Raw genomic sequence first — 23191 nt, 5'->3', positions numbered from 1 at the left:
GTTACAGGCGCATCCAGATGTCCAGATCGCTGTTCATTGGGGCATAGTTGATCATCGCTGAGTCAGCCAGGTTAGGCGATTTGGTGCCGTCAGGCTGTTTGTCCACGACGATTTTTCCCACGCCGTTTATTGAGTAGGTCGGCTGAGACAATTCGATGACCAGTTTGTCTTTGTTCGGCATGGCGCTGCTGATCGATATGATTTCATCGGGGTTGTAGGCCATCCCCTCGACTACAGCGCGATAGGTGTTCTGGAAGAGTTTGCGCAAATACCACCAGCTCTGGGCCTTGGCGTTGGCAAAGAAATCCTTATTCAGTCTGGCCTGTTGGCCGTTGTCGCCGCGGACCGCCTCATCATCCGGATCGAACACGCCACCGCTGCCACGAAACGGCGTGGCCAGTATCATCGGCCGGCGAGCCACTTTGCGCAGTTCGTTGATGGCACGCGCATCACCGCGCACGCCCGCGCCTAAGCCGTCCTCGTCGAAGCGAAATTCTTCGAGCTGGTCCTCTTCGCAGTAGCCAAAGACTTTCTCTACCGATCCGTAAATGTCGCTGCCTACGCCTGACCACTCGCGGATGTTCTCCAGCAGGAAGCCATGACGCGATGAGAAGGCGTTTTTATCCCTGCCCTCGTCGGCCACGTCCATGGCGCCCAGGCGTTTCCCGGTGGGCTGGATGCCCAGATGGATATGCGCATCGATAGCGGCCTGCACCCAATCGCTCGGTATCAGCACGCCCTCAGCCGATGCGGCGTAGTTGAGGTCAAGCTCCTGAGCAACCACAACCGGGTTATCAATCTTCTCGCACTCCTTGCGGTACCACTCGTCATCCTTGCGCGGGTCGCTGCGCCAGTGAAAGGTGAATACCGGAATGCGCCCGCCATGACGCTTTTGCGCAAACGGGTTAGCCATGCCGTTAACCGATGAAAGGTCGATACGGCAACGCGTGGTTTGTGACAGAGAGGCTTCGATCAGCATGGGACGCATCAGGAACGCGGCCTCATCCACGAAATAAAGCGTGGTACGGTCACCACGCCCAATATTGTCGCCCGCCTCACCCTTGAGCACTGCGCCGGTAGTCGGAAACTCAACACGCATGTAGGGCGCATGCTTCTTCGCGCTCCAGTCTCCGCGAAACTCAACGGGCAGCATTTCGACGAACTTACGCGCTTTCCAGAATAGCGCCTTCGGGTCGCCGGTACTGTCCACGTATTCCTCTTTACGCGAACCGAAACCGATCACCATTTCTTTATTGAAGAGACACATTGAGCAGGCCAGGCCGATTGAGGTCCAGCTAAGGCCCATTTCACGGCTTTTCTCGGTGATGCCGTTTTCGTGTTTGCCGCGGCGGTCCATAATCCATTGAATCCACTCTTCCTGTTTGGGAAACAGCAGGAACGGGATGGACACGGGCAGGCCGTAATCAAGATTTCGCGGGTCTGTCGTGATACCCCAGTCGATAATGAACTGGGCAGGATTGTCGCGGTAGAACGCTTTTAGCGCTGGCAGCACTTCGGGTTTAGCACGGATGCGTTGTAGCCTTTCCATCCGCCATTCAAACACCTGCGTATAGTCAGGGTTCTTGAAATCGAACGGAAATGGGATCGGCATCAGATTTACCTAAAATATTGAGGTGTATCAATTGATCAGTTTTGTGAATGATTGAATATTGTTTTACCGCCGCATTGTGCGACGGAATAAGGAGATACCTCATGGGCTATTACGTTATACAAAAAAGCAACGCTGAACTAGGTGAAGCATTACTGGGTGAAGTACTGATGGGAGACGGACCCCAATATTATTTTGTTTTAAAATCCGATGACCATGATGTTATCGCAACAAGCAAAATGTATTCATCAAAACAGGATTGTCAAACCGGTATTGCGTCCGTTCAAAGGAATGGCCCCACAACTGACATCCGTGATGAAACCGTATAATTGAAAATAATAAATAGGGCTGAATTCAGCCCTATTTAACATAATGGACATTACCCGACCTGGCGAAACAGCACTCACGCGCAGTTAGCTGCCAAAGGCGTATTTCCTGATGATTTCATTGCGAAAATGCTGAAAAAGGACTGCATAAACGGTGCATAAAAGTGGCCCGAAAATGCATAGGCGAAAAAGGGAACGTAACCGCTATTTCATGAAGTTATCCCATCATCTTGCGGTATAGCTCTGCGGCGTCGTCAGAGGTCAGCGAAACATTCTCGGTTTTGATAGGCCCACCATTAGCCCCGGTGCTTTCCACCTTCAGCCTGTTGGTGTACGCGTCGCCCACCTCTTTCGCCGCCTGCTCGATCAACTGAGCAGTAAGCGCAAAGTTCTTCATGGTTTCGGTGCGCGTCGCCATGCGGTCAAGCGTCCGAAGCCGGTAAGCCTTATTGGCGATCGGGATGTCAGCTATTTGCGTCTGAAACCTGCTGCGCGTGTCGTTGAACATGTCCACCCATTTCTTTGCCAGCTTCTTGCCGCTGGCCTTCGTAGGGTCGTGTTGCTCAACCTGCTGGCGGTTAATCTTCACGCCAAATTCTTTCAGGACGGACTCTGCCACCTGCGAAGGTGTATCAAAGCACGCAACGGATTGAACTATAAAGGCTTTAACTTCTGGTTTAAGCGCCGCCATAGTTTACCATCCGTCCTACTCTGTCCTGGTTTATGCGAGCCTCAGCATGCATGTACCGCACGCTCTGGCTATGTCTATGTATGCCACCTCTGCTGGTTGGCTGGCAGCGTCGATAAGCTGCTTAACTTCTTCGCTGGCGCCGTAGCGGCGAACAACGCCTGTAAACTCTTCAACGTCATGCCCACGCATGCAAAGCTTGGGCTGGCCGTCGCGCGTAAACTCAGGCGCGCCAAATTCGTCTGTTTTTTGTGCAATGTGATAAAGCTCATGCTCAACCAACGCGCAAAACTCCAGATCACTACAGTTCATGCAGAAATCAGCAGCCAGGGTAATAATGAAATCAGGCTTACGGCCAAACCATTCATACATCTGCTGTTCCATTCGGGCTTTTTGCCAGCCCCCGGCACGCATCATCACTTCCTCAGCCTGCCCCAGAACGGTACGCCCTTTTTTGGTGAATGCTGTAGCGGCCCACAAAAACGCTATATCAGCCTCAGCCAGATGCGCATGATCGGAATTATGCAACCGGCCATCACTGCTGATGATTTGCTCCTGCACCCAATACCAGACCTCATCAGCAGGAATGAGAGAAATGTACGGCTTAAACTCCTCTACTAAATGCTCTGGCGGCATGGGTCGTTCGCTCATATCAGTTCCTGACGAAAGTCACTTTGGTGGTTATGAGACGGCGAATCAGCCTGGCGGCCTCGCGTTCCATATCGGCAATGGTTTCTGGCCCGGCAGTTTTACAGGCATACTTACGTTCTATCTCATCCAGCACTGCGTTAACGTCTGCATTGGCTGGAGGGAAGATTTCGACTTTAAGGCGCGACATATTTACTCCAATAAAAAACCGCCCGTAGGCGGTTAGTCTGACTTTAACTCTTTTTTGGAAGCCAGTACTAAATCTAAAAGTAGCTTCGACGTTATCTCTAACAAATTAGCCTCAGCCTCGTCAGCGTCTAAACCTTCAAAGTAAACCTCATTATTAATTTTTCTCTCTGCTTTTAGATAGTTGCTTAACAGATTTGATACCTGTTGAGTTATAAGCAACGGACCAACCTGACTATATTTATTTATTACGCTCATTGCTTTAGATGATTCGCTTTGCATCTCAGCCATGCGTGTTTCATCTAACAATATAAAATTTGGGAACTCATCAGGCGCTCGCCTAAACTCGGTGCGGTCACAATAATACTCATACTCAGTCTTAATTTTATAAACTGCATCAGTTATTTCTATGAAAGCGGAGGCTCGTTTTTCCCACCATTTTTCATTATAAAAACGTCTCAAGGCCAGAAACGTTGTTAACCATGCGGCGAACGACCCTGATAAAAGGCCAATCAACAGTTGATAGATATAATTCACTTGTACCTCCATTTATTTAATGAAGGTATTTTGCCCGATTATCATCATCAGGCGCACTCGCAAATGCGCCTTGTGATGCTTACGCCAGCTTTTTAGCCAGTGCCACCACATCGTCGAACAGCGCTTCGACGTCATGGCCAGCCACCTTAAGCAGCTCTTTCACCTTAGCCAGAATTGCATCGGTGTTATCGGTCGATGCAATGACTGGAGCCGGTACGGCGGTATTCAGGGTGCTGTCTTCAATTACTTCATCGGGCATCTTTACTTCCTCTCTCATGGGTAGTTTCCTGTTCATCTGCAACAGGGCATCGGTTAAATCTTTTTTGGCGCTTCACTCTTCGCCTCCTGCGGTTGAGCGATTGCCTGCTCATCCAGTTTGCTTTTCAGTTCGTCAATCTGGGCCTGAAAGCGCTGCTCTACATCGTGCCAGCCGTCACGAATAGCAGTGGATTCGACCTCAGCTTTAACAGGGCTGTTTTTCCAGCGGAACAGGCCCACCAGCCAGCCAGCGGCAAAACCAGTGACGAGCGCAATCAGCGCCCACGTAATGAGTGCGGTAGTGGTGTACATGGGCTTATTTACCTTTTGAGGGTGCGGGAGTTAAGCAAACCTGACGCACATAATCCTGTAGGCCGGTCAGTTGCTTTGTGAGGGTTTCGATTCGCTCTCTGAGGGTGAAATAATCCCGTTGAGCGGCGTCTGTAAGTCGGGGGCCGTCATCATCATCCACGCGGGTGGCGGAGGATTTACCGGACACTGGCCGATCACATTTGGCTGAGACGCGCAGGCGCTTAGCCCCAGAATCGACATCCCTACGCAGATCGCTAATGGTTTTTTGCGCATCGGCTAAATCCTTCGTGTATCTGGCATCAATCGCCGCGACAGACAGCTGGCGGCGCTGCATGTCATTGATGGTCACCTGGAGGCTGTCCGCTACTGCTTTTTGTGTATCGCGCTGATCGCGAAAATGAACGGCGTTATCGCGATAGCGCCCCACAGCTAGTAGCAACCCGGCTAAGAGCACCACCAGCAGAAACGCCAGCACAACACGCCAGTTAGTCAGTAGCCATGTCATGGGTTCAGGCTCCAGTTGCAGATCTCCCGCTCAACGTCACGGCGGTTCGCCAGCCCCTGAATCCTCACGCGGTCAACGTATACCCAACTGCGAAGGCCATCGCAGGCTTGCTGATAGTGGCCGGCATTAAGGTTGCGCAGTACCGATGAGTGCTCGAATGCATTAACACCGACGTTATAGCTAAAACTGATAAGAGCGGCTTTCTGATATGCATTCGACGGAACCTTTACGGACCTTTCCACCGACCGGGCATAGGGTTTCAGGTGCTTTTGCAGAAGCGCATCGCACTCTTTCTGCGTGTAGGTTTTCCCCTGAATAACATCCGGTCCGGTAATGCCGTTACACACAGTCCAGACGCCGCCGACGTCACGGTATGGCGTGTAAGAGTTACCTTCGAGGCTCGGGATCAGAACAGCCGCGATGGCTAACGCACCGCCACCAGCAGCTGTGATGAGGCTTTTACGCAAAGCGGGTGAAATAGCCATTATGCTTTCTCCGCCAGCTTCAAAGCCTTGTTGACCGTATCAACCACCTCTGGCGCTTTGTCCTCGTCATGCGAGGGTGATCGGTTTAAATAACTCTGGATCGCCGCAGTGCGTAAACTCTCCTGCTCCGCCTCAAACTTTCTGGCCAGTTCTTCCCGGTTGCTCTCTTTCCGCTTGTAATACGCGTTCACGACAAAGGTCGCGATCCCGAGCATCACGCCACTGACCAGACCGATAAAATTCCAGTCCAGGTGATAAACCCAGTCGTACCAGTTGAAAAGGCCGTTACAGACCAGGCCACCCGACGCGCAGTAGGTAACCCCTGATGCAATTTTGTCAGGCATAATTTTCATATCCACCCCCGTGCGGGGACTTGTCCAATTAGGAATTGTCTACTTTCTGAACTGGACAAGCCCGGTTAGCCTTTTTCGTGTCGAATGAAAAAGCACCGCGCTGCCGCTGGGTAGCCAATGAATGGAAACTGTGTTTGCACAGTCAGTTATGGATTGCGCACCACCCCTTCGTTACAAGGCGTGTAATGGGAAATGACGGGCAGGCGCAAATGAAAAAGGCCCGCCAGTGGCGAGCCTTAATTTAGGGTTTGAGGTGATTTCGTAAAGCATGGGCTGATGAACAGCGCGGAGAAATCCCATCATTGGCGTGATAATGGTCCATTTTATTCACGCCGTCAATACATGAGATAAATCTTATTGCTTCGTGTGCCTGATTTCGCTGTTTCCGGTCACGCGCTGCAGCATATCGCCCGCTATGGACTCTTCCTTGTGGCACTGGGTAATGAGCGCTTCATAGAACGGTTTAAAATTGCGTGACCACGTTGGCTGGCTTACTGCCATAACGGCATACCCAACAGCACGGCGAACAGTTTCAGCAGGCAGGCGCGCATAGCCACGGCCGGTGCATTTGGTGCAGGTTTTCATGACAGGTACGCCCTGAATCTCGCTCTGCTCAATGTCCAGCACCTTACCCTTACCATGACAGCGACATGCATTGCTGATCACGCCCTTCCCTTCACAGGTGCCGCAACGGACACGCTGAATCTCTTTTACCTCTCTGACCTTTTCATAACTGGATGGTATGAAATCTTTAACACCCCAGCGCACAGAGGCTTTGACCAGATCACGCGCCGCGAAGGGCATATGTGATTTGGTGCTGAATACCTCCGTGTCGATAAACCCGGTACCATTACAACAGGTACAGGGGCGCTGGCTTGCGGCGCTGCGCGAATAGTCCATGTAGGCAAACGTTGCGAGCAATTGCACAAATTCGCGTTTAATATTCTCATCGAGTTCGGCGACTGCCCGGAAAAGCCCCGCCTTACTCAAACCAAATTCAGTTAACATTTTAACGGCGCGATCACTGGACGTGATGCCATGCTTGGACAGGAATAATTCAAATCCGAAACGAGCCTGCGCGCCAGTCAGCCCGAAGGATGCCATCACATCTGAAATATCCAGGCTGTCACTGGCCGTTGCCCGTGGAGAATCTCTGAACATCGGTGATTTAGGTGCGAAAAATTTTATCGTGCTTTCAAGGTTCAAGGTGATTCTCCTTACTGAATTTTGCTGCGTTTATAATTTCAGGCAATGCTCTCGATCCTTATCTGCCCTTTTTCTCCCCAGATTTTTGTAATACGTGCATCCCATACGGCGCTGTCTTCTTCAAACACGGCATCCATCAACGCTTTATGCAGGTTATCGACATCGGGCCTTTGCTGGTGGGGCTGGCCGCTGAACTGCGCACGCTTCTTTTTGCTCCAGCTGTCGGGCATGGGCAATACAAACGTGATGTGACAGCCGCTGTCAGGCAGCTGGATTTGGTTAAAGCGCACTTCATCGCAAAATGCCCGGTACCGGAGAACAGCCGGCCGTTTTGCCCAGCGGTCACGTTGAGTCTGGCGGGGCTTGCCCAGCGGCGTGATGTCATAAATTCTGATCAAAATAATTTCCCCATAGATTCGTTGCCTTTGTATGCCGGTTTCTCGCGGGCAAGCTGCGCCGCTATAGCCTTATCCGTTTCACGGAAATGGCCGTTTCGGAATTCCTGATAAACCACGCCGCCCTGTGGGCCATGACGGTTTTTTCCAATAATGATTTCAGCCAGGTGCGCGGCCGGGCTGTCTGGGTTATAGGCACCATCCCGATAAATGAACCAGATGCCGTCTGCGTCCTGTTCAATGCTGCCACTGTCACGCAGATCGGCATTTAACGGACGCTTGTTCGGCCGCTTCTCCACTTCACGCGACAGCTGGCTGAGGCAAATAACGGGCGTATTAAGCTCCATCGCCATGGTTTTGAGGCCGCGTGTAATCTCACCGATCGCCAGGTCATTACGTTCTGCCGATGGCTTTTTGATGAGCCCCAGATAGTCAGCCAGGATTAGAGACAGGCCCGGATAACGGTTTTTGTGACGAGTGGCCACCGCTCTGATTTGTTCAATGCTGAGGTTTGTCGCATCGACAACCCAGACATCGAGATTGGCAAGCTCAGCCAGCCCCATGGAGATCCGGCCCCAGTCCTCATCATCGAGGTGGCTGGCTTTGCGCAGTTTGGAAACGGATACGTTGGACGCGTTCGCCAGCTGGCGCTCAATGATCTGGCCTGCCTGCATTTCCATACTGAAAATCAGAACGCCACGCTGCACCCGCTCAGTTCCGAGTGAAACAGTGCGCTGGGCTATGCCTTCGGCGATTTTCAGTGCCAGCTCGGTCTTACCCATTCCCGGGCGGGCAGCGATAACGATCAGGTCCGTGTCGTTTAAACCACCTGTGATTTCGTCCAGATCATCGATGCCCGTTTTGATGGTGTTTGACTCTTCATCACCGGCAACGCGTTTTTCGAGCGTGTCCATATACCCGTTAAGCAACTCACTGGCTCGGATTGGCAACACTTCTTCATCTGGCCGACTGATGTTCATCAGCTGGCGCGTAAAGTCCTGGATACCTTCCATCGCGGTATCGTGGTTGTAAGCGCTGGTGATTTTCTCGTAATGGCTCTCCATGAGGCTGACAAAGCCACGGACCATGTATTTTTCATTTAGGCTTTTCGCATAGCCCTTCATGTTCGCCGCACTGGGCACCATCTTCATGGTTTCCATAACGTCAGCAAAAATACCGTTTTCACTGCCCATGGCCTCAGCCACCAGTAGCGCATCAATCATTTTTTTCTGCGTCGCCTGGCGCTTAATCTCGGTATACAGCCTTGAGTAAAACGGGTTCGTGAATGCTGCTGGCTCGACGGTAGCCAGCACGTCGTAGGCATCAGGCGTTAAACCGGAATGAAGCAGGCAACCCAGCACGCTGGCTTCAAGATACAGATCAGACATGGTTACCCCTCCGCACCAAAAGCAATGTGTCAGGCTTCATCAGCCAGTCGAAGTTGGCATGCCAGCCGCTGTTGCTTTTGCCGAAATAGGAAGCGCGGGCCTCATTGAAAAAAGCACTGAAGTAATTACGGAAACACTCGTTTGCAGCTTTTTCACGGGGGAAGTGTGTAGCGAGACGGCGGATAGCCTTCACTCTGTCTTCGTCAATTTCGGCATACATCAGACGGCCGGCCGCTAAATCGTTGTAAGCATCGATCACGGCATCGCAATCAACCTCAACCTGATTTTCATCCCACTGGGTGGCGTCAGCCAGATAGCCGTCGAACCGGCTCACACGGCAGATGTTCGTGGGCTTGGCGACCGTACCGTTGCGGCGTTTCCACGTCTCCGCGACCCAGCGCACCACCAGCTTGAGGTCATTAACGGTGTAGGCTTCGCGGGATGGTCGTTCAGTAAGTAAAACGGCAAAGGCTTCTGCAGAGCGGCAGGTGGTGCCTGTGACCTCGTTGTAATAATCCAGGACCTGTTTTGCCAGTGATAAAACTTCCTCCGAAAATTCCCCCTTGGGGGCTTTAGGGGGATCTGTATTTATTGTCTTTTGAATAGTGTCTTTTGTGTGTCCCTGTTTTGGTGACAACCCTGTCACTGTTTTGGTGACACTTTTTGTCACTGATTTGGTGACAGTGACACCATCTTGGTGACATTGCGGTATTTGCCATTCAGACAGGTGCTTATTTGGGCCAATATGCATCCCTACACGGAGCAGAACGCGCATGGCGATCAACTCATTTTTGGCCTTGTTTACCTTCTGGCGTGGCAGCTTGGTAAGCTCAGAAATCTGGCTATCAGAAATACGGTCCAGCTTCTTGTTAAAGCCATAAGTTTTGCGGCAAACAGCATGCGCTACCTTCGCCTGGTTACGGGTGAGGTTAGCGCCGATCAGCTCTTCGTACAGCTCATTAGCCAGCCGTGTATAACCGTCATCGGTATCGGCCATGCGTAGCTCCCCATGCTCTTTGTGAGCACGAAAATGGATAATTTCAGCAGTATTACTCATGCCCTGACCTCTCGCGCTTTACCTGCTCCAGTACCTGGCGCAGCTGACGTCCGACTTCAGGGGAATGCTGGCGCACTAACTCTTCGCGCGCCATGTCTTTATGTACAGTAGTTTCCTGTTGCGGCTTACGCCGTTTTTGTCGCATAATTAACCTCGCTTCCCAAAAGCAACGCTGTACACGACTGGACAGTTGGCGCTGTTCAGTCGCTCTTTCCCACCTCAATGAAATACTTCTCGAAGTACCATTTGGGCACACAGCACAGATGTTCGTAATCAGGCCGCATGAAGATGACCCTACGCTCCTGCCTGTCGTAACTGATGATGCGCACGATAACGCCGCGCTTATCCCGAAAGCGCTTGTCGGTTTCAACAAACCTTTCATCCACCGGCGCCCCCCTCTTTAGAACGAATATGCTCAAGCATGCCAATCAGGCATTGGGCCAATTCACCGGTTTCATCGCCCTTGATGATCACCATGCCTGCTGGTTGTTGGAAATCTAAAGCAGCAAGTAAACGGCTGGCCTTCTCAACCAAACCGCCTCGACTCTGCCAGCGACTAACCTGTGATTTGTCGACCCCCAATTTCTTCGCAACTGCCGTTACCCCCTCGGCGGCAATACGGCTCACGATCTCACTCTCGATGTCACGCGCTTTGTTGCGCGACGTTGTGATTGAATCCATTTAAATTTTTCCTTATTTGGAGCTCAGGTTTATAGGATGTGGAAAGAGTTGAGGTAGGTCTGGCCTAATCTCATAGGCTTTAACTGCTCCGTTAGTTGCTTCTACAATCGCGTTAACATTTTCAGGAGAAACCCTTTTTTTGTTATGCAACCAACTCCATACGTTTGGCTGGCTAACACCTACGTGTATGGCTAGCTTTTTTTGGCTTCCAACAGATTGGATCGCTTTTTGAATAGCTTTATTAACCATGCTTATACCCTTTAGTCTGTAAAGCGAGAATAATAACTATGAGTTCAAATAAAGTAAATACCCATGGATATTTGACGGTGGATAACCACAGTTATATGTTCGCGGGCATGAATACAGAAACTCTCGCCGAACGGCTTAAGCTGGCAATGAAAGAAGCAGGGATGAGTCAGGCACAGCTCGCTGAAGCTGTGGGAATAGCTCAGCCTAGCATTTTCAAAATTTTGTCAGGTAAATCTCAAAATTCTGGATACATAGTCCATTTATCTAAGGCGCTTGGGGTAAGACCTGAATGGTTAGCGCTTAACGAGGGACCAATGCGTAAAAGCCATGAGAGTAATTACGACGCGCCATACCCCCCACCACAAACGCCAGATGTGAAATTCGTGCATATTTGGAAGGAAGAAGAGAAAACTAAGGATTTACAGGCAATTCCCAAAGAGCTGAACGCGGAATCATGTCGTGCCTTTTTTCTCGATCATGATTCGGGATTTCCTGAAGCAACTTTGAATTCTGTCGTGGTTGTTGATGTAAATGAACAGCCCAAAGTGCATGATTATGTGTTTGCATGTGTTCATGGTTCCTACAGCGTATACAGATTTCTCCCCGGAGATGAGGGAGGTTATCTTTCCCCTTCTGATCCCCGAGCCTCTCTTTTAAAAGTGGGAGAGACAGCAAAAATCATAGGTGTTGTTGTATACATTTCTAAGAAATTCAATCGATAAACGTTTAATCCGGTAGCGATATGTAAACATGCTGCCGGAATTTTTTCGTACCCCCCGTTATCTCCTCTTATGTAGCCGACTTGCATAGAGCCCCCGCTTTTCGTTTAGAACAATCCTAGCTAATTTTCTAAATACTGTATATAAGTACAGTAAAATTTCCAACTAAAGCGCAACGGTAAATCTCCAACCATCAACCAATAAACATCCCTCCTCCTCAAGAAAAAATAAATTCATATATTTTACAAAAACATATTACTTTAAGTTCAAATATTCATACCCAAAGGTATTGATTGATAAAATACCTATTGTTATATTGCAGTCACAGCACGACGCAGCCCACCGCAGAGAGCTGTTCTGCTCTTTAACAAGTGAACATGTAATCACCGCGCTGGTGGCTGAGAGGCCCGAACTCAGCACCCTGGCATTCCCTGACCTCACGGGGTAAAGGCATCCCAGGCATGCGGCGGACAGTGTGGTGATTCAGTTTTTTTTGAGCTGCGTGAGATAGCAGGCGCAGCATCAAAACGAACTGACCGCCTTTGCAAATGAGGGATTGACCGATGGATAAAGCCTACGAAGAATATTTTGAAAGCCTGAAAGAAGGCGAAGAAGTGCTGAGCTTTGCCGAGTTTTGCGAAGCTTTAGCCCCTGCCAAAAAAAGATTAACGCCTCACCAGGGCAAGGTCCGGAATCCCGCAGATATGCAGTTGGACTAAAAAGTAAACGCGGGCTTGAAGCTGGAGGATGGGGCCAGCACACAACAGGGTAGAGCATTTGGAGGCGCACCATTAAGCCGGCGAAGAGTGCTCTATCCGTTGTGGTGAATTGCAGTCCATCGAGACAACCAGAAGATCAGCACCTGGCGCCACAACCCTACATTGCTGTGTAGTCTTTGGCCCCCGCCTCGGGGGCATTTTTTTGACTACCTATCAGCGCTCCGAGGTATCCATGCATTTCATCCCAAAACTGACCCGGCAGCGCATCAGCGAACTGCCCGAGGGAACGCCGATCCGTATCGGTGCCCGCGTCGTCATTTTCGACGGTTGCAGCATTGAGCCGAATTACAAGGGTGAGGATGAAACCTTTGTGTATTACATCAATGCGCACGGCCAGCGGGAACGCCATTTCGAATGGCTGTTACTCGAGTCAGGCACGGAATTTATTGAATCGGAACTGTGCGAATACTGCGCCCGGTTCCGGCACCCAACGGACATAAATCAAGTGGCTATCAGGTTCTGGAACCGCAGCGAGGTCCGTTCATTCTGCAGCGACAAAGGCTGCGCCCTTCTTTACCAGCAAACAATCCGCGTCCCGGCAGCGCGCCAGGGCAAACCAAGGAGACGTATCTCATGAGCCCTGTAGATCGCCTGCAGTTCAAACATCGCCTGACGGGCGCTGATTTCCACCCGAAGCCACGCCACTGGATGACGCCGTTGCTCATCGCACTGTGTGTGGTGGCGGGAATGTGTTTGCTATGACAGTGACAACAATCCCCACTGAATTCGCCCTCAACGAGGCCATGCGTTCGCTGGCGCTGAGCACCATCCTCACGCTGTGCGAACAAAATCAAATCAGTCCGGCAGATCTGGAAATGCTGGCCCACCAGCTGGCCCAGCGTGAAGCAAACGCGGACGCTAAATCAGGAGCTTTGAATGTCCACCATCATTCGCGTGATCGACACTGAAACAACCAGCTTTGAGGGTGGCGTGTGTGAGCTGGCCAGCATCGACATCGTTGGCGGTAAGCTGTGTAACCCGATGAGCGATTTTGTTAAGCCGCCCGAGCCGATTACCGTTGGCGCCATGGCAGTGCATCACATCACTGATGCGATGGTTGCCGATGCCCCGCCGCTCAGCGATGTAATTGACCGTTATCTGGGTGCCGACGTTTACGTGGCGCACAACGCAGCGTTTGACCGGCCAAAGCTGCCACAGATAACCGCGCCGTGGATCTGCACGCTCAAGCTGGCCCGCAAGCTTTATCCGGAGCTGGAAAGCCACTCCAACCAGTATTTGCGTTATCACTTCATGCTCGATGTTGATGTGCCTGAAAACCTGCACGCGCACCGGGCGCTGTACGACTGTTACGTTACGGCGGCGCTTCTGCTGCGACTGAACCGTGACGCGCGCCTGACGATAGCCCAGATGCGCGACATATCCGCGCGGCCTTCCCTGCTTCACACGATGCGCTTTGGCAAGCATAAGGGCAAAACCTTCGAAGAGATTGCCGGACAGGACCAGGGTTATCTCCGCTGGGCGCTGGCAAATATGGATCTGGATGAAGACCAGAAATTTACCATGCAACATTATCTGGAGGTCTGAATGGGAACCCCTGTATTGATTCTGGGGGACAGCGGCGCGGGCAAGTCCTACAGCCTAAGAAACTTCAACCCAGACGATTGCCTGCTTATTCAGTGCATCCCCAAGATGCTGCCTTTCCGGCATAAAGGCACCTGGAAAGTCCACGGCAAATTAGACGAAGGTGGCAATCCTCAGCGCGGTAATGTTTTTCGCACAGATGACTGGGTTGATATTGAAGACAAAATTCAGCGCATGGTGCTTTCAAAAAATCGACGTGTGCTGATCATCGATGATTTTCAGGTAGTGATGCAGCACGAAAACATGCTGCGGGCCTATCAAACTGGTTACACCAAATTCACTGAGATGGCCGACCATATCTGGCGAATTATCACAGCAGCAACTCAATTGCCCGATGATATCCGCGTTTATTTTCTGGCTCACACCGAGGAATCGGAGGGGAAAATCAGGATGAAAACGGCTGGCAAGATGCTGAATGAGAAGCTTACGCCAGAAGGCTATTTCTCGATCGTACTCCGCGCCATAAAAAAAGATGGCAAACACGTTTTTCTGATCAAGGGCGATGACAACGATACCGCCAAAGCCCCACCAGACTTATTCCCCGATCAAAACGAAATGGAAAATGACCTGTTCGCTGTAGACCAGGCCATTTGCAACTTCATGTCCGAAGGAGACATTTAATGCAACCTATGAGCTTTAAGTTCGATCCCGAAGCAGCTAAAAAAGCTGGATCCGCAGCAATCATCAATGAAACGGGTGCTTACGAAGGAATTATTCTTCATGCACAGGTTGGTTTCGGTACCGATAGTCAGTCGCAGTCACTGGAATTACGCTTCGAATCCAACGGCGCCAAATCCGATTATCTGCGAATCAACTTTATCGGTCGCGACGGTGAACCCACTTTCGGTATGGACCTCGTGAACGCCCTGATGTGGACAGCTGGAGTCCGCGACCTTATTCCCGAACAGCAGCAGACAAGCGAGGGAACTGCGTGGGTATTTCCTGCGCTGACCAACAAAAAAACCGGCCTAGTGCTTCAAAAAGAATTGCGTACTAAACAGTCTGATGGCTCAGACACTTACCAGATGAATATCCGGCATGTCTTCCAGCCAGGCACGCGCCTGACCTATGCCGAGTTTGCAGAAAAACTTCCAGCCGAAGCCATTGATAAACTAATGCTGGGCCTAAAAGATGTTGATAAGCGCCAGCCAGTTGCTGGTAACGGGCAAAATACTGCTCAGCGCGGCGCGCCAACCGGTAACCGTTACGCAAATCAGAACACCGGCGCTGCACCTCAATCTAAACTCCAGCAGGCTGCTGCCAATCGCAATAATTCCCCTCAGCCTTTACCTGATTTCGACGACGATATTCCGTTCTAACGAAGTACAAAAAACGCTCTTAATTTTGATTACCGTTCACCATAACCGCCTGCATCTGAGGCGGTTTTTTTATGAGATTTTACTATGTCATGGATAACCACTCAGTCGGGCAAGCACTTCGATTACACCAATGTGACAGCGGATGCTATCTGCATTGAAGACATCGCCTGCGCCCTTTCCAATATCTGCCGCTTCACCGGACACGTGCAGGACTTTTACAGCGTTGCGCAGCACTCCGTTCACGTCAGCTACCTGGTAAAGCCAGAGTTCGCGCTCGAAGCCCTGTTGCACGATGCCGCCGAAGCTTACTGCAGCGACATAAATTCACAGCTTAAGCAATTGCTGCCTGATTACCGTCTCATGATCAAATCGGTTGAGGAAGCCATAGCGGATAAATTCGGCTTACCCCACGCAATGAGCGCCCCGGTTAAGAATGCGGATATGGTCATGCTCGCGACAGAACGCCGTGACCTTGATTTAGACGATGGCAAGCATTGGCCCATGCTGGATGGTGTTGAAGCAGATACCACATTCATTATCGCCCCGCTAAACCCACGACAGGCACGTGTGCTTTTCCTTCAACGTTACAACGATTTGAAAGGTAAGGACGGTGAATAATGGAAGAGAAAAAATTTTGCTATCGCTACGTCGAAGGCAACGATAGCCAGGGACGCCCTATCGTCATGCTTTGGGAAAACGTGATTTTGCGCGAGACGGAAAGAACCTTCTGGCATACACATGACATGCCGTATATGTCGATCGAGCAGATGAGAACGTATCGCAGTAAACCAGGTGACAAGCAGGTTAAACGCTGCCTTAAACATGCCGCTCGTTCTGGCTACCACCTGTCGAAAGAAGAAGCGATGCGGGCATTCGTTTACCGCAAAACCTACCAGCTAAACCGACTTCGCCTGACTGCCGAAACAGTCGAAATGTGCCTGAAAGGGCTGAGCATCGCCGGATACATTCAGGATGGAAAGGTGCTTAGCGCGCCGGGCGATTCACGATTCCTTGCCAGTGAATCCCCTGGGCCAATTGCTTCCGAATATAGCTGGGGGGAATGGTAATGATCAGCGGGTATGACTCCGCGGTTTACAACGACATGCTCAAAGGCTGGAAGAAGACTGAAAAATCGTCACGTATAAGCGCAGGCAGAGGGACAAAGCTTCGTACCGAATGTCTGTGGCTTAATCCAGCAGCTCAACAGAAAAAGGTGTGCGCAGTGTGACACTTACTCATCCTCATTTATAAAACGGATGATCTCATTTCCATCAAAGTCTAATATTTTTTTACCTTTGAGATAACCAATGGTTTTTGTCGGTTTTCCATAAACATACACCTCATTCTCCTCTAGCCTAAAGGCTGGAATAGCATCTTTTGATCGTCTGATATATTCGTCACAATCAATAAAGTAATCTTCACCATCAACATCTTTTAATTCGTATCTTTTATCGAAAGGAAATTTATTCACGCTTATAATCTCTTTAAGTAAAAAATCAAAATACCGGAATATTCGATGTCACACAACATAGCAGCAAAAAGCAAAGAAGAACGCGATAAAGTTAACGTGGATTTAGCCGCGTCTGGCGTTGCGTACAAGGAACGTATGAATATGCCGGTTATCCCCATGGAAGTGGAGATGCAGCAGCCTGAAGCGATGAGGGATTATTTCAAAGAGAGATTGCAGCATTACAGGAACGCTTCGCTGCAGTATCCACGCGGCACTGACCCGGTTTATTTTAAGGAGGATAAGGTTTGAGTTGGCATCACGGAGATTATATAGACCTTATCTCAGCAGCAGGCACTCTCGCCGCAGCCTTCATAGCCGCTTACGCCGCATCGCAAAGTAACAAAAGTGCAAGGGAGTCAAGGCTGTTACAGGAAGAGTCTAGAATTCACCAGAAAGAGCTACATGATTTTGAGCGAGAGAAGCATCTATATGAACTGCTCAGGGCCGATGCAGAGCGAGCTAACGATAATGCGAGGCAGGGATACCCTTCTGAACTTAGTTTTTCTCAAGCATCGAATGTAGCGCATTCTCTAGCTTCTGCCAAAAGCAGAATCTTAGAGGTATCGACCGATGATAAAAAGCTAACTTCAAAATACATAAGGTACTTCCGCGATCAGCTTACAGAGGAAGTTAATGCCTATATGTGTGACATGGTGCCGGCTTCAATAGACGCTAAAGAGCCAACCATGGAGCAAATAGAGGCAAGTTCATTATGGACGGCTAGTAGAAGATTTTTTGAGTTTAGATATTGTGATGATGAAGACCTTAGTGACGAAGAAGATTAACAGAAACCTGCTCCGGCAGGTTTTTTTACGCTAAAAATTCATGCGAAACCTTTATGAGCTTAGAGAAACTTTATCTCTGTAGCTTAATCCTGCATCGCATCAAAAGGAACGCGCAGCATGACTGAGAAATTTTCGCTCAACCTAGCAGTGCGAAAAATCTGCCGCAAAAACGGCCTTTCTATCCACCAGTTGGCGGTCAACTGTGGTGACAAACAGCGTGCAGTTTACCAAAACATAAACCGTGACTCGCCCAGCATCGCGACCTGTGAAAAATATGCTGATGCGCTGGGCGTGTCGCTGGTAGAACTGGTGAGAGCGGGCTATGTAAAGCCGCCAGAAAATAAGGAATCGCTATGCTGATCGGCTTCGTCCTTATTATTTCTTCTGTACTGCCCGTCCCTGTAAGCGAAGACATCTATCCAACCTTGGCCGCATGTGAACACGTTAAAGAACAGTTGCTTAAAAGAGAGCCGATTTCTCAACTTGAATGTGCGGAAGTCAGGCGCTAAATTACTGTATATATAAACAGTTATTTGGTGGTATGTATGCGCAGGTTTGTCAGCGGCGGTTTAACCTTCTATTTTCTGGATCAGGGTGACACTGAGCCAAACTTAGGCAAGGAATATCTCTACATTCCTGGGTACATGATAAAACCTGTCGATGCTGGGTGGATGGCATTAATCCTCAGTAGCGATGAAAGGCTGTGGCAACCCATCAGCGACCGCTTGTTTGCTTCAGAGAATGAAGCGTTTAACTTCGCATATGACCATTTCTCTGTTGAGCAGAGTAAAACAGATCGGCTTCTCCCTGGATGGAAAAGTGTCTGATCAACCCTAAACCGCGAACGCGATTTTTTTATCCCCCTATCCCGATGAAAACAAAATTCCTTGCGCATTACGCGCGGCACAAACCCCTTTATGACGTGTCCGTTTCTGGATGCGTCTGGATCCTGCTGCTCATGGCAATGATTTGTCTTGAGCTTTATCTCCAGTGAGGTGAGCTAATGCAAACTCAGTCACCTGAGGGAAAGCCTACTGGAACGGCCGGCAGGTCACCTGCTGCTGTTCCACCTATGATTTCCCGCATCGCTTTAGCGGAGGCCGATGCAATGGCTACCAGATGGCAAAAAACTGCTTTGAAAATCGTCTCAGCTGCCTGAACTGCATTTGCCTTCATGAAGGCGGCTGCGACGTAGTGAACGAAACCGAAACTCCCGCCGAATGCCCGCACGTAGTGGACTTTTGCTCTTACTACCAGATTGATTTATCAAGAAAATTCAAACGCTGATTTGAGGTATCCCACGTATGGAACCAACCCAACTATCGCCATATTGCCTGGCGCTTGAAACTTTGCGCGCCCAGCCTACCCATCAGCTAAAACAGATTGGCGATCAGTGGCGTTCGCCCGATCGTCTCTGGTGGGGAATAAATTCGATGTTCGGTCCGTTCGTGCTGGACCTCTTCGCCGATGAGAGTAATGCCAAATGCGACGCGTATTACAGCGCCGAAGATAACGCACTTTCGCAGAACTGGTCGGAACGCCTGGCAGAGCTAAACGGTGCAGCATACGCTAACCCACCCTATTCCCGCGCCTCGCAGTACGACGGGCAGTACATTACCGGCATGCGCCAGATAATGGCCCATACGCTGGCAATGCGTGAGGCTGGCGGTCGCTACGTCTTTCTGATTAAAGCGGCAACTGGCGAAGTCTGGTGGCCCGAAGACGCCGAACATATCGCATTCATTCGAGGCCGAATCAGTTTTGACCTGCCCGCATGGTACCGGCCAGAGGAAGGCCAGCCCAGTGAATCATCTGCCGGGTTCGGTGCTGCTGTTGCTGTTTTTGATAAATCATGGCGAGGGCCAAAGTTCGATTACATCAGTCGTGATCAGCTGGAAGCCCGCGGCGCCGCGTTTATGGCTCAAATTGAACGAGCAGCGCAACGTCTGGCGCCGAGAAGCATTCCGATCCCCATCCCAGAGTCAGCGAATGATGTCTGGCCAGCCGAAGTACAGCTATTAGCTGATCAACTGCCAGACCTTAAATCACTCGCTACCGAGCACCAGCGCAAGGTCATGCATCACATGAACCGTATGCTGCTGGAGCGCCAGCCCTCAACAGAAATCATTGCTGCAGCGCAGTCGCTGACGGCCACTTTCGGAGAACAAACCCTGTGAGAGAAATCATTGTCGATAATTTTGCCGGGGGCGGCGGAGCCAGCACCGGCATTGAAATGGCAACCGGCCGCAGCGTCGATATCGCCATTAACCATGATCCAAACGCGATCGCCATGCACACCACCAACCACCCTGACACGCTTCATTACTGTGAGTCTGTATTCGACATTGACCCGGTGGCAGCTACCGCAGGCGCGCCCGTAGGTCTGGCATGGTTCTCACCTGACTGCCGCCATTTCAGCAAAGCCAAAGGCAGTAAGCCGGTTAAAAAAGAAATACGCGGTCTGGCATGGATTGTTGTTCGCTGGGCTCTGGCAAAGCGGCCTCGCGTCATCATGCTTGAGAACGTCGAAGAGTTTAAAACCTGGGGACCACTGTTACCCACGGAGGAACGACCGGATCCGGCCCGCGCGGGTGAAACCTTTGCCGCCTTCGTCGGCATGCTGGGTAACGGCGTACATGCGGATCACCCTGCGCTGGATGAGGTATGCGACTTCCTGCAAATTGGCCGGCACAGTTCTGACGCGCAAAAACTGGTTAAAGGCCTGGGCTATGCAGTTCAGCACCGTGAGTTGCGCGCCTGCGATTTCGGCGCGCCAACCATCCGCAAACGCTTTTTTATGGTCATGCGCTGTGACGGGGAACCAGTAACGTGGCCGGAGCCATCACACGGTGATCCGAAAAGCCTGGCGGTGCAGTCCGGACACCTCAAGCCATGGCGGACAGCTGCAGAGTGTATCGACTGGTCTATCCCCTGCCCGAGCATATTTGGGCGTAGTAAGCCGCTGGCAGAGAACACGATGAAACGGATTGCGCGCGGCATACAGCGATTCGTGCTGGATAACCCGACGCCGTTTATCGTCAAGTGCAATCACACAAGCACAAAGACGAAGTACGACTGTTTTCGGGGCCAGTCGCTTCATTCCCCGCTTAAGACAATCACGCAAACCCATGGTTACGCAGTAGTCACACCTCATCTGACAAAATTCCGTACAGGCGCAACCGGGCAGGAAATTACTGATCCGGTACCGACCATTACTGCAGGTACCTCAAAGCGACCGGGCGGCAATGGTCATGCGCTGGGCATGGTAATAACTCACCTGACACCATTTATCATTGGTGCAGGTGGCCCGAAATACTCAGCTAAACCACGGCCTACAGATCAGCCGATGAATACTGTGGTCAACACAAATCACTCCTGCCTGATAACGCCAGTGGTTGTAAGACAATTTGGTAAAAGCACCGGACATTCTGTTGATTCACCATCAGGCACCGTGACAGCTTCTGGCGGAGGTAAAAGCGATCTGATTATGCCAACCATGATTCAAACGGGCTATGGTGAGCGACCTGGACAGAAACCCAGGGTGCCGGGGCTGGATAAACCGGTCGGAACTGTTGTTGCAGGTGGCTGTAAGCATGCGCTTGTGTCTGCTTTCCTGGCTAAGCATTTTGGCGGCAACTATACCGGCCCCGGCGCCGCGGTTGATGGGCCAGCGCATACCGTCACCACCACGGATCATCATGCTCTGGTTACAGCTAACATCATGGTTAATAACACGGGCCAGCCGGGCGGCTCCGTTGAGGAACCCGCTCACACCGTGACTACCGGAAATCACCATGCTGTCGTCACATCCAACCTGATTAAATTTCGCGGCACCAATACGGGCCAGAAAACTGACAGCCCGGCGCACACCATCACGGCAAACGGTAATCACCTGGGCGAGGTTCGGGCGTTCCTGATGAAGTATTACGGGAATGAAAAAGGCGGCGTAGGCTTGGACGAACCGCTGGGAACGGTGACAACAAACGACCGCTTTGGTCTGGTCACGGTCGATGGCACCGATTATCAGATTGTCGATATCGGCATGCGTATGCTCCAGCCGCATGAGCTCTATGCTGCACAGGGCTTCCCTTCCTGGTATGTCATTGATCGGGATTATCGCGGTACCAAATATGCCAAAGATAAACAGGTTGCCCGATGTGGCAACGCCGTTCCCCCACCCTTAGCTGAGGCTCTCGTAAGGGCTAATTTGCCGGAAATGTGTTCGCCTCTTTCACAGGAGAAAATCGCATGAATCTTCACTGCGTGCCTATTTCAACGTACTGCCAGAACACTGGCGAATCCATCGAAGCCATTAACAAACGGATACAAAGGAAGATCTGGAGGGAGGGCGTACACGTATTAAAAGTGGACGGCGTCCGTGAACGCTGGATTGATCTTGATGAGGTGAACAGATGGGCAAGAAACAGCAGGGATCCGCTTTACCGCGCGGAATAACCGTGCGGAAACACAAAACCGGAGACACACTTCAGTTGACATTCACTTATAAAGGGGTTCTGTGCCGTGAGCCCCTTTCAGGAATGGAAGTTAACCCACGCAATATTAAATACGCTGAGAGGTACCTGGGGGAAATACAAAACCGGATCGCTACGGGGGAATTTCACTACCTGAGTTATTTCCCCCGCTCCAAAAAAGCGGCTCTTTTCGGTCATGAAAAAAAGAAAAAAACAGTGAAGGATTATCTGGAAGAGTATCTGGTGATCTGCGAAAACCGGAATCTCTCACCCTCCACCATGGACGGTTATCGCAAATGCCTGCGCGCGCTCAGTGAGCTACACAAAATCTGTGTAACCGACCTGACGCCATCAGCACTGAAACACTGGGTGGCCAGCAGAAAAACCAAACTGAAGACCATCCGTAACCGGCTGTCATTTTTGCGCAGCGCCATCGATGAAGCCGTTACAGATGGCCTGATACCTGACAATCCAGTTGCCCATATCAGCGCATCTCGCTATTTCTCGGTCGAGTCTGGCAATACTGAAGAGTATGAGGTAGACCCCTTCACGCCAGACGAGATAAGGATCATCTATTTGAACTGCAAATACCTGCAGTGGAAAACCACGTTTCAGTTTGCATTCAATACCGGCGTCCGGCCATCCGAACTGTGCGCGCTGAAATGGGCAGACATCGACTTTCAGAAACGTACTGCTTTTGTTCAGAACGCCATTGTTGAAGGCATTTTCAAAGGGACAAAAACCAAATCCGGTACCCGCAAAATTGAACTCAATGACGAGGCAATCCAGGCACTGAACGAACAAAAACAGTTCACACTGATGAAGAGTGAATTTGTCTTTGAGGATCCGAGCAACGGCCAGCCCTGGTCAGGTTCGGGCGACATTCGACAGAAAGCGTGGCGCCACATCATGAGGGAATCAAAAATCCGGTACCGCAATCCTTACCAAACCCGGCACACGTTCGCGACAATGCATATCAGCGCGGGCGTAAACCTGTTCTGGTTGTGTAAGCAGATGGGGCATAAGGGACCGGATATGCTATTCAGAAACTATGGCTCGTACCTGGCAGACTATGACGGGAATCTTTCACGGCCCGGACTGAAGTCAGGCAGCGAATAAACG

The 23191-nt window shown here is 50.8% G+C and carries 39 protein-coding genes; 20 read left to right on the top strand and 19 right to left on the bottom strand.

Annotated elements, in window-relative coordinates:
• Position 1: 1 nt before the first annotated feature.
• On the bottom strand, positions 2-1612 hold the full coding sequence (locus PAGR_RS09385) for a phage terminase large subunit TerL (RefSeq protein ID WP_014605626.1): 1611 nt from the start codon (positions 1610-1612) through the stop codon (positions 2-4).
• A gap of 101 nt (positions 1613-1713) precedes the next feature.
• On the opposite strand from PAGR_RS09385, the gene PAGR_RS09380 reads away from it, so the two are divergent.
• On the top strand, positions 1714-1938 hold the full coding sequence (locus tag PAGR_RS09380; protein WP_014605625.1) for a YegP family protein: 225 nt from the start codon (positions 1714-1716) through the stop codon (positions 1936-1938).
• A gap of 214 nt (positions 1939-2152) precedes the next feature.
• On the opposite strand, the gene PAGR_RS09375 is transcribed toward PAGR_RS09380, so the two are convergent.
• The 17 genes from PAGR_RS09375 to PAGR_RS09300 form a co-directional block, all read right to left on the bottom strand.
• Positions 2153-2626, bottom strand: a complete 474-nt coding sequence (locus PAGR_RS09375; protein WP_014605624.1) for a DUF2280 domain-containing protein — start codon at positions 2624-2626, stop codon at positions 2153-2155.
• A 30-nt stretch (positions 2627-2656) separates the two neighbouring features.
• Positions 2657-3274: a putative metallopeptidase gene (locus PAGR_RS09370; protein WP_014605623.1), complete on the bottom strand. Its 618-nt coding sequence runs from the start codon at positions 3272-3274 to the stop codon at positions 2657-2659.
• Between the two features lies 1 nt (position 3275).
• A complete protein-coding gene (locus tag PAGR_RS09365; protein WP_014605622.1) occupies positions 3276-3461 on the bottom strand; it encodes a hypothetical protein in 186 nt (61 codons plus the stop codon).
• Between the two features lie 32 nt (positions 3462-3493).
• The gene (locus PAGR_RS09360; RefSeq protein ID WP_014605621.1) at positions 3494-3994 is read right to left on the bottom strand and encodes a hypothetical protein; all 501 of its coding nucleotides are present in this window, start codon (positions 3992-3994) and stop codon (positions 3494-3496) included.
• Between the two features lie 79 nt (positions 3995-4073).
• Positions 4074-4253: a hypothetical protein gene (locus PAGR_RS09355; protein ID WP_044042332.1), complete on the bottom strand. Its 180-nt coding sequence runs from the start codon at positions 4251-4253 to the stop codon at positions 4074-4076.
• Between the two features lie 53 nt (positions 4254-4306).
• On the bottom strand, positions 4307-4564 hold the full coding sequence (locus tag PAGR_RS09350; protein ID WP_044042331.1) for a hypothetical protein: 258 nt from the start codon (positions 4562-4564) through the stop codon (positions 4307-4309).
• A 4-nt stretch (positions 4565-4568) separates the two neighbouring features.
• A complete protein-coding gene (locus PAGR_RS23515) occupies positions 4569-5069 on the bottom strand; it encodes a lysis protein (protein WP_014605620.1) in 501 nt (166 codons plus the stop codon).
• Positions 5066-5554 carry a lysozyme gene (locus PAGR_RS09340; RefSeq protein ID WP_014605619.1) on the bottom strand — a complete coding sequence of 163 codons (489 nt, stop codon included), beginning with the start codon at positions 5552-5554 and terminating at the stop codon, positions 5066-5068. The genes PAGR_RS23515 and PAGR_RS09340 overlap by 4 nt, the downstream gene beginning before the upstream one ends.
• Positions 5554-5907, bottom strand: a complete 354-nt coding sequence (locus PAGR_RS24350) for a class II holin family protein (RefSeq protein WP_014605618.1) — start codon at positions 5905-5907, stop codon at positions 5554-5556. Before PAGR_RS24350 ends, PAGR_RS09340 begins: the two co-directional genes overlap by 1 nt.
• Positions 5908-6261: 354 nt before the next feature.
• The gene (locus tag PAGR_RS09330) at positions 6262-7113 is read right to left on the bottom strand and encodes an antitermination protein Q (protein ID WP_014605617.1); all 852 of its coding nucleotides are present in this window, start codon (positions 7111-7113) and stop codon (positions 6262-6264) included.
• Between the two features lie 38 nt (positions 7114-7151).
• Positions 7152-7511: a RusA family crossover junction endodeoxyribonuclease gene (locus PAGR_RS09325; RefSeq protein WP_014605616.1), complete on the bottom strand. Its 360-nt coding sequence runs from the start codon at positions 7509-7511 to the stop codon at positions 7152-7154.
• Positions 7508-8896: a replicative DNA helicase gene (locus PAGR_RS09320; protein WP_014605615.1), complete on the bottom strand. Its 1389-nt coding sequence runs from the start codon at positions 8894-8896 to the stop codon at positions 7508-7510. The genes PAGR_RS09325 and PAGR_RS09320 overlap by 4 nt, the downstream gene beginning before the upstream one ends.
• Positions 8889-9953 carry a replication protein gene (locus PAGR_RS09315; protein WP_014605614.1) on the bottom strand — a complete coding sequence of 355 codons (1065 nt, stop codon included), beginning with the start codon at positions 9951-9953 and terminating at the stop codon, positions 8889-8891. The genes PAGR_RS09320 and PAGR_RS09315 overlap by 8 nt, the downstream gene beginning before the upstream one ends.
• Positions 9946-10098 carry a hypothetical protein gene (locus tag PAGR_RS23890; RefSeq protein WP_158307928.1) on the bottom strand — a complete coding sequence of 51 codons (153 nt, stop codon included), beginning with the start codon at positions 10096-10098 and terminating at the stop codon, positions 9946-9948. The genes PAGR_RS09315 and PAGR_RS23890 overlap by 8 nt, the downstream gene beginning before the upstream one ends.
• A 55-nt stretch (positions 10099-10153) precedes the next feature.
• Positions 10154-10339: a DUF4222 domain-containing protein gene (locus PAGR_RS09310; RefSeq protein ID WP_014605613.1), complete on the bottom strand. Its 186-nt coding sequence runs from the start codon at positions 10337-10339 to the stop codon at positions 10154-10156.
• Positions 10332-10634: a CII family transcriptional regulator gene (locus PAGR_RS09305; RefSeq protein WP_014605612.1), complete on the bottom strand. Its 303-nt coding sequence runs from the start codon at positions 10632-10634 to the stop codon at positions 10332-10334. Before PAGR_RS09305 ends, PAGR_RS09310 begins: the two co-directional genes overlap by 8 nt.
• A gap of 12 nt (positions 10635-10646) precedes the next feature.
• The gene (locus tag PAGR_RS09300) at positions 10647-10883 is read right to left on the bottom strand and encodes a transcriptional regulator (RefSeq protein ID WP_044042330.1); all 237 of its coding nucleotides are present in this window, start codon (positions 10881-10883) and stop codon (positions 10647-10649) included.
• 38 nt (positions 10884-10921) lie between these two features.
• Here PAGR_RS09300 and PAGR_RS09295 point away from each other — a divergent pair, with 38 nt between their 5' ends.
• The 10 genes from PAGR_RS09295 (at position 10922) to PAGR_RS09260 (ending at position 16369) form a co-directional block, all read left to right on the top strand.
• Positions 10922-11605 (top strand): helix-turn-helix domain-containing protein, encoded by a 684-nt coding sequence (locus tag PAGR_RS09295; RefSeq protein WP_044042329.1) that lies wholly within the window; start codon positions 10922-10924, stop codon positions 11603-11605.
• 560 nt (positions 11606-12165) lie between these two features.
• A complete protein-coding gene (locus tag PAGR_RS23885; protein WP_158307927.1) occupies positions 12166-12321 on the top strand; it encodes a hypothetical protein in 156 nt (51 codons plus the stop codon).
• Positions 12322-12523: 202 nt separating this feature from the next.
• Complete coding sequence (locus PAGR_RS09290; protein ID WP_237711081.1) at positions 12524-12958, top strand: hypothetical protein; 435 nt, start codon at positions 12524-12526, stop codon at positions 12956-12958.
• Positions 12955-13083, top strand: coding sequence for a hypothetical protein (locus tag PAGR_RS24245; RefSeq protein WP_258170270.1), 129 nt, complete (start codon positions 12955-12957; stop codon positions 13081-13083). Before PAGR_RS09290 ends, PAGR_RS24245 begins: the two co-directional genes overlap by 4 nt.
• Positions 13080-13289, top strand: a complete 210-nt coding sequence (locus PAGR_RS09285) for a hypothetical protein (protein WP_014605609.1) — start codon at positions 13080-13082, stop codon at positions 13287-13289. Before PAGR_RS24245 ends, PAGR_RS09285 begins: the two co-directional genes overlap by 4 nt.
• Complete coding sequence (gene exoX / locus PAGR_RS09280; RefSeq protein WP_014605608.1) at positions 13258-13926, top strand: exodeoxyribonuclease X; 669 nt, start codon at positions 13258-13260, stop codon at positions 13924-13926. The genes PAGR_RS09285 and exoX overlap by 32 nt, the downstream gene beginning before the upstream one ends.
• Positions 13927-14604, top strand: coding sequence for an AAA family ATPase (locus PAGR_RS09275; RefSeq protein ID WP_014605607.1), 678 nt, complete (start codon positions 13927-13929; stop codon positions 14602-14604).
• Entirely contained in the window at positions 14604-15302 is a 699-nt protein-coding gene (locus PAGR_RS09270) for a single stranded DNA-binding domain-containing protein (RefSeq protein WP_014605606.1), read from the top strand. Before PAGR_RS09275 ends, PAGR_RS09270 begins: the two co-directional genes overlap by 1 nt.
• A gap of 84 nt (positions 15303-15386) precedes the next feature.
• Positions 15387-15920, top strand: coding sequence for a hypothetical protein (locus tag PAGR_RS09265; protein WP_014605605.1), 534 nt, complete (start codon positions 15387-15389; stop codon positions 15918-15920).
• Positions 15920-16369: a hypothetical protein gene (locus PAGR_RS09260; protein WP_014605604.1), complete on the top strand. Its 450-nt coding sequence runs from the start codon at positions 15920-15922 to the stop codon at positions 16367-16369. The genes PAGR_RS09265 and PAGR_RS09260 overlap by 1 nt, the downstream gene beginning before the upstream one ends.
• A gap of 164 nt (positions 16370-16533) precedes the next feature.
• Here PAGR_RS09260 and PAGR_RS09255 read toward each other — a convergent pair whose 3' ends face one another.
• Positions 16534-16773, bottom strand: a complete 240-nt coding sequence (locus tag PAGR_RS09255) for a hypothetical protein (protein ID WP_014605603.1) — start codon at positions 16771-16773, stop codon at positions 16534-16536.
• Between the two features lie 45 nt (positions 16774-16818).
• On the opposite strand from PAGR_RS09255, the gene PAGR_RS09250 reads away from it, so the two are divergent.
• The 9 genes from PAGR_RS09250 (at position 16819) to PAGR_RS09210 (ending at position 23188) form a co-directional block, all read left to right on the top strand.
• Positions 16819-17061, top strand: coding sequence for a DNA polymerase III subunit theta (locus PAGR_RS09250; RefSeq protein ID WP_014605602.1), 243 nt, complete (start codon positions 16819-16821; stop codon positions 17059-17061).
• A complete protein-coding gene (locus PAGR_RS09245; RefSeq protein WP_014605601.1) occupies positions 17058-17597 on the top strand; it encodes a hypothetical protein in 540 nt (179 codons plus the stop codon). The genes PAGR_RS09250 and PAGR_RS09245 overlap by 4 nt, the downstream gene beginning before the upstream one ends.
• A gap of 117 nt (positions 17598-17714) precedes the next feature.
• Positions 17715-17957 carry a helix-turn-helix domain-containing protein gene (locus PAGR_RS09240; RefSeq protein ID WP_044042327.1) on the top strand — a complete coding sequence of 81 codons (243 nt, stop codon included), beginning with the start codon at positions 17715-17717 and terminating at the stop codon, positions 17955-17957.
• Complete coding sequence (locus PAGR_RS23975) at positions 17951-18106, top strand: hypothetical protein (protein WP_193372488.1); 156 nt, start codon at positions 17951-17953, stop codon at positions 18104-18106. Before PAGR_RS09240 ends, PAGR_RS23975 begins: the two co-directional genes overlap by 7 nt.
• 36 nt (positions 18107-18142) lie before the next feature.
• Complete coding sequence (locus PAGR_RS09235) at positions 18143-18424, top strand: hypothetical protein (protein WP_044042326.1); 282 nt, start codon at positions 18143-18145, stop codon at positions 18422-18424.
• Positions 18425-18901: 477 nt separating this feature from the next.
• Positions 18902-19774: a phage N-6-adenine-methyltransferase gene (locus PAGR_RS09225; RefSeq protein WP_014605599.1), complete on the top strand. Its 873-nt coding sequence runs from the start codon at positions 18902-18904 to the stop codon at positions 19772-19774.
• Positions 19771-21849, top strand: coding sequence for a DNA cytosine methyltransferase (locus tag PAGR_RS09220; RefSeq protein WP_014605598.1), 2079 nt, complete (start codon positions 19771-19773; stop codon positions 21847-21849). Before PAGR_RS09225 ends, PAGR_RS09220 begins: the two co-directional genes overlap by 4 nt.
• The gene (locus PAGR_RS24110) at positions 21846-22052 is read left to right on the top strand and encodes a hypothetical protein (RefSeq protein ID WP_014605597.1); all 207 of its coding nucleotides are present in this window, start codon (positions 21846-21848) and stop codon (positions 22050-22052) included. Before PAGR_RS09220 ends, PAGR_RS24110 begins: the two co-directional genes overlap by 4 nt.
• Entirely contained in the window at positions 22010-23188 is a 1179-nt protein-coding gene (locus PAGR_RS09210; RefSeq protein WP_014605596.1) for an Arm DNA-binding domain-containing protein, read from the top strand. The genes PAGR_RS24110 and PAGR_RS09210 overlap by 43 nt, the downstream gene beginning before the upstream one ends.
• Positions 23189-23191: the final 3 nt, after the last annotated feature.

This window comes from Pantoea ananatis PA13 (assembly GCF_000233595.1).
GTDB classification, from domain to species: domain Bacteria; phylum Pseudomonadota; class Gammaproteobacteria; order Enterobacterales; family Enterobacteriaceae; genus Pantoea; species Pantoea ananatis.
The sequence above is the reverse complement of the archived record's forward strand: the minus strand, read 5'-3'. Positions and strand labels throughout refer to the sequence as shown.

Excerpts from the sequence above, each read along its gene's own strand:
- PAGR_RS09385 (WP_014605626.1), bottom strand. The coding sequence starts at position 1,612 with ATGCCGATCCCATTTCCGTTCGATTTCAAGAACCCTGACTATACGCAG.
- PAGR_RS09380 (WP_014605625.1), top strand. The coding sequence starts at position 1,714 with ATGGGCTATTACGTTATACAAAAAAGCAACGCTGAACTAGGTGAAGCA.
- PAGR_RS09375 (WP_014605624.1), bottom strand. The coding sequence starts at position 2,626 with ATGGCGGCGCTTAAACCAGAAGTTAAAGCCTTTATAGTTCAATCCGTT.
- PAGR_RS09370 (WP_014605623.1), bottom strand. The coding sequence starts at position 3,274 with ATGAGCGAACGACCCATGCCGCCAGAGCATTTAGTAGAGGAGTTTAAG.
- PAGR_RS09365 (WP_014605622.1), bottom strand. The coding sequence starts at position 3,461 with ATGTCGCGCCTTAAAGTCGAAATCTTCCCTCCAGCCAATGCAGACGTT.
- PAGR_RS09355 (WP_044042332.1), bottom strand. The coding sequence starts at position 4,253 with ATGCCCGATGAAGTAATTGAAGACAGCACCCTGAATACCGCCGTACCG.
- PAGR_RS09350 (WP_044042331.1), bottom strand. The coding sequence starts at position 4,564 with ATGTACACCACTACCGCACTCATTACGTGGGCGCTGATTGCGCTCGTC.
- PAGR_RS23515 (WP_014605620.1), bottom strand. The coding sequence starts at position 5,069 with ATGACATGGCTACTGACTAACTGGCGTGTTGTGCTGGCGTTTCTGCTG.
- PAGR_RS09340 (WP_014605619.1), bottom strand. The coding sequence starts at position 5,554 with ATGGCTATTTCACCCGCTTTGCGTAAAAGCCTCATCACAGCTGCTGGT.
- PAGR_RS24350 (WP_014605618.1), bottom strand. The coding sequence starts at position 5,907 with ATGAAAATTATGCCTGACAAAATTGCATCAGGGGTTACCTACTGCGCG.
- PAGR_RS09320 (WP_014605615.1), bottom strand. The coding sequence starts at position 8,896 with ATGTCTGATCTGTATCTTGAAGCCAGCGTGCTGGGTTGCCTGCTTCAT.
- PAGR_RS09315 (WP_014605614.1), bottom strand. The coding sequence starts at position 9,953 with ATGAGTAATACTGCTGAAATTATCCATTTTCGTGCTCACAAAGAGCAT.
- PAGR_RS23890 (WP_158307928.1), bottom strand. The coding sequence starts at position 10,098 with ATGCGACAAAAACGGCGTAAGCCGCAACAGGAAACTACTGTACATAAA.
- PAGR_RS09305 (WP_014605612.1), bottom strand. The coding sequence starts at position 10,634 with ATGGATTCAATCACAACGTCGCGCAACAAAGCGCGTGACATCGAGAGT.
- PAGR_RS09300 (WP_044042330.1), bottom strand. The coding sequence starts at position 10,883 with ATGGTTAATAAAGCTATTCAAAAAGCGATCCAATCTGTTGGAAGCCAA.
- PAGR_RS09295 (WP_044042329.1), top strand. The coding sequence starts at position 10,922 with ATGAGTTCAAATAAAGTAAATACCCATGGATATTTGACGGTGGATAAC.
- PAGR_RS23885 (WP_158307927.1), top strand. The coding sequence starts at position 12,166 with ATGGATAAAGCCTACGAAGAATATTTTGAAAGCCTGAAAGAAGGCGAA.
- PAGR_RS24245 (WP_258170270.1), top strand. The coding sequence starts at position 12,955 with ATGAGCCCTGTAGATCGCCTGCAGTTCAAACATCGCCTGACGGGCGCT.
- PAGR_RS09285 (WP_014605609.1), top strand. The coding sequence starts at position 13,080 with ATGACAGTGACAACAATCCCCACTGAATTCGCCCTCAACGAGGCCATG.
- exoX (WP_014605608.1), top strand. The coding sequence starts at position 13,258 with ATGTCCACCATCATTCGCGTGATCGACACTGAAACAACCAGCTTTGAG.
- PAGR_RS09275 (WP_014605607.1), top strand. The coding sequence starts at position 13,927 with ATGGGAACCCCTGTATTGATTCTGGGGGACAGCGGCGCGGGCAAGTCC.
- PAGR_RS09270 (WP_014605606.1), top strand. The coding sequence starts at position 14,604 with ATGCAACCTATGAGCTTTAAGTTCGATCCCGAAGCAGCTAAAAAAGCT.
- PAGR_RS09265 (WP_014605605.1), top strand. The coding sequence starts at position 15,387 with ATGTCATGGATAACCACTCAGTCGGGCAAGCACTTCGATTACACCAAT.
- PAGR_RS09260 (WP_014605604.1), top strand. The coding sequence starts at position 15,920 with ATGGAAGAGAAAAAATTTTGCTATCGCTACGTCGAAGGCAACGATAGC.
- PAGR_RS09250 (WP_014605602.1), top strand. The coding sequence starts at position 16,819 with ATGTCACACAACATAGCAGCAAAAAGCAAAGAAGAACGCGATAAAGTT.
- PAGR_RS09240 (WP_044042327.1), top strand. The coding sequence starts at position 17,715 with ATGACTGAGAAATTTTCGCTCAACCTAGCAGTGCGAAAAATCTGCCGC.
- PAGR_RS23975 (WP_193372488.1), top strand. The coding sequence starts at position 17,951 with ATGCTGATCGGCTTCGTCCTTATTATTTCTTCTGTACTGCCCGTCCCT.
- PAGR_RS09235 (WP_044042326.1), top strand. The coding sequence starts at position 18,143 with ATGCGCAGGTTTGTCAGCGGCGGTTTAACCTTCTATTTTCTGGATCAG.
- PAGR_RS09225 (WP_014605599.1), top strand. The coding sequence starts at position 18,902 with ATGGAACCAACCCAACTATCGCCATATTGCCTGGCGCTTGAAACTTTG.
- PAGR_RS24110 (WP_014605597.1), top strand. The coding sequence starts at position 21,846 with ATGAATCTTCACTGCGTGCCTATTTCAACGTACTGCCAGAACACTGGC.
- PAGR_RS09210 (WP_014605596.1), top strand. The coding sequence starts at position 22,010 with ATGGGCAAGAAACAGCAGGGATCCGCTTTACCGCGCGGAATAACCGTG.